The sequence below is a fragment of the Piscirickettsia salmonis LF-89 = ATCC VR-1361 genome, assembly GCF_000297215.2.
Lineage (GTDB): Bacteria > Pseudomonadota > Gammaproteobacteria > Piscirickettsiales > Piscirickettsiaceae > Piscirickettsia > Piscirickettsia salmonis.
Genome location: NZ_AMFF02000129.1, coordinates 1 through 2,856 on the forward strand (window position 1 = coordinate 1; position 2,856 = coordinate 2,856).

The 2,856-nt window shown below is 37.6% G+C and carries 3 protein-coding genes and 1 pseudogene; 2 read left to right on the forward strand and 2 right to left on the reverse strand.

Features of this window, described 5'->3' with window-relative positions; all coding sequences use genetic code 11:
• Positions 1-137, forward strand: a pseudogene (locus C200_RS16410) (IS5/IS1182 family transposase); the annotation flags it as partial.
• Between the two features lie 215 nt (positions 138-352).
• On the forward strand, positions 353-889 hold the full coding sequence (locus C200_RS11805; protein WP_230384602.1) for a hypothetical protein: 537 nt from the start codon (positions 353-355) through the stop codon (positions 887-889).
• Between the two features lie 27 nt (positions 890-916).
• Here the strand turns inward: C200_RS11805 and C200_RS11810 are convergent, their stop codons facing one another.
• Together C200_RS11810 and C200_RS14610 are read right to left on the reverse strand one after the other, a co-directional pair.
• A complete protein-coding gene (locus tag C200_RS11810) occupies positions 917-2,074 on the reverse strand; it encodes a hypothetical protein (protein WP_230387385.1) in 1,158 nt (385 codons plus the stop codon).
• A 239-nt stretch (positions 2,075-2,313) separates the two neighbouring features.
• The coding region (locus tag C200_RS14610) for a formylglycine-generating enzyme family protein (RefSeq protein ID WP_162180154.1) at positions 2,314-2,856 on the reverse strand (543 nt) is incomplete at its 5' end.

A 2,856-nucleotide genomic window follows, 5' to 3' on the forward strand; every position in this document is an offset into this window, starting at 1 on the left:
ACAAGGAAAGGCATTTGATAGAGTGCTGCATTGGCAAGTTAAAACAATTTAGAAGAGTTTTTTCACGTTTTGAAAAAAGGGCTTGCAGATATTTATCCTTTTTGAAAATTGCAAGCACTATCTTATGGTTAAGGTGAAATGTCAACGGAGCCTAAATAAAATCAAGCAAAAACTGTATCAATTTTCAATCATCACCAAGAGTATTAACCGCGCTCTCAAGCACCATCACCTTTTCTTTATCTCTTTCTATAATTAAAGTTATGGGCACAGCAGGTGAAACTCTTGAAAAAGTAAAAAGGTATGGTGAATGAGCCTCTTACAACAAGCAAGCACCTATATCATAGGCAGTATAATGATTTCACTGTTTACAGGCTGTGCTTCCTCTTCACTAGATCAATATGCAGCTTACCATCAAAACAGCCAACCAAGGCCACTTTATTACATTTCATTCCCACTAGAAAACCAAGAACAGTGGCAGCTTAAACGCAACTTAATCGATGAAGATGGCTATACTCAGTACTATATTCTAATAAATCAACAAAATGACCTGCCTCAACAAATTATTGTTCACTATGGCCGTCATATAACCACCCCCCTAATACAGACCATGCAACAGATTGCTAGCGGCAACCGCTATGCCAAATGCAAAATATCTAAGACTAAATTAATTCAAAAAAATAACAATGATTTAATTTTTACTAATACCTTAAAAAACTGTGTGGATAACCAAGAACTATGGCAAGTATATAAAGTATTTAACCGTCCAGATGGACAGTACGCCATTGTTTATACTGTAGAGCCTCGCCAAATCAGCGAAAAAACTCGCCTTTATATACAACATATCATTAGCCTAGCACAACTGGTCCAATATAATAAAAAAAGTCATTAGCAACACGGATCTATTCTTAATTCTCAGTTAATGACCAATACCAAGTTGTGAGGCAGCAGATTTTATAGCCTGAGCTTGCTCGCTTGATTGAGTCTCACCAAGAAACAAAAAATTAACAGGTTTTCCTTTCCAGGCATTTCCTATTGCTTGACCTATCTTATAAGCAAGCCAAGGCACACCTATACCAACACCAGTAGCAATAAGTGATAAACCAATAGTACCTAGAATTCGCCATCTCTTGCCTCGACGATGGAGAGATAAGCTTTCCATGATTTCTTTAGAGTCCTCCAATGGTTTAAAATCATTATTTGAGCCATTAAGGAGATAGTTTTTTGCACATTCGCCTGCCGTATGCGCGAATTTTTCAACTTGTTGCCACTTATAGGGGTTAGAATCCGCTAATATTTCTCCATGTTCTACACAGTGGTGTTCAAGCACTGCAAGTTTTGGATAGTAAGCGTGTTGCAATTCTTGATCTCTTGCTTTGATTTGCTTCGCTAACCCAAAACCTTCAGTAGAGTGTGGCCCGATTTTCATATAGATATCAAGCAAATCTATTCTTACATCGCGATTATCAGCGTTTTTAACAATGCCAGCTAAAATTTGCTTATCACTGAGTCCAGCTTTTCTCATTACCTGAATAAGATAAGCTTTATCCTTATAAACTAAATTTATATCATCTTCTCTCGAAACTAATAAAAACTGGTAACCCGCCGCTTCTGCAGGAGCTTGATATTTAGGATTATCATCCACTAAGATAATATCTTCTGGAACTATGCCCTCACAACCAGTGATATCACTCACTCTGTCAAGATAGGGGTTTTTTGAGCGGCCTGTGTTGTCTGCATCAACACCTGCAGCAATAGTCTCGCCGTGTTTTTCCAATAAATACTCTCGACTCGTTCCAAAGCATTCATTAAGTGACCTATACATTGCTGTTTTTAGACCAGCCTCACGAGCATCATCTGCATAGGCACAGCGTTGCGATGCAGGAACCGAAAGAACACCATTTGCGTGTAGTATTTTCAATACGGTCCCAATATGATCAGGATAATTGATTGAAATACCTAGCTCTGGAGGCATATCTGGGCCTTTAGGAATATGATGAGTGTCAGAGCAATCCGGATTATAGTAATTTATTGGGCCATCAAAATCCCACAAAACTACCTTTGTAAAAGTCGGCATAAATTTTTAACCTCTAAAATATATTAGGTATTTAATCTTTGCCAAAATCACTATAAGCAAAGAAATCGACAGCTATAAATTAGACTAAAAACATACAAGAGAGGATACAAAGACCTATTGTGTTTTATTAAGAATTTTGTAAATTATCAGATTACAGATATTTTATCTCTGCTGTATTTTAAATTTTCAAGAAAATACTTTCCCTAAGATACACAGCCTCTAATTTTTTAAACTCATTATCACACAGGTGCTTTCATTAATTTATTAGGATAAATAGGCTCTAAAGTATTAATTACACAGCGAAATGCTTCTCCAGAATAACCATTTTCATCTCCTGGTAAATTACCACCCATACGATAAAATACATAATACCCCCCAACTAAAGTTTTTTGAGTACCTGTACTCGGCCCTTGCGGGTTATCTTTAGGAGAAACCCAGTAATAACCATCCCCATACCAATCTTGAGTCCACTGATGAAAAGTCATCATAAAATCAACACCCATCGGATTAGGGGGATATTGACCCACTACCTGAGGTCCTTTTAAATCTACACAACGTATATTTTTGCACGGCTCGAGCTTCCCATTATCAGTAGGATAAATCATTGTCCCCTTGTCAGTTGCGACATACATCCATTGCGCTTCGGTTGGTAACTTAAATGGTAATCCTGTTTTTTTAGCTAGCCAAGTACAAAAGCTAGCTGCTTCGTAAGCGTCGCTACCTCGGTAGGTATTTTGCACATCCAATGATGCAAAATCGCCGAGCAAAACGCGACGACTATA

What these genes read in the sequence shown, in the direction of transcription:
- C200_RS11805 (WP_230384602.1), top strand. Translation starts at nt 353, where the DNA reads ATGATTTCACTGTTTACAGGCTGTGCTTCCTCTTCACTAGATCAATAT.
- C200_RS11810 (WP_230387385.1), bottom strand. Translation starts at nt 2,074, where the DNA reads ATGCCGACTTTTACAAAGGTAGTTTTGTGGGATTTTGATGGCCCAATA.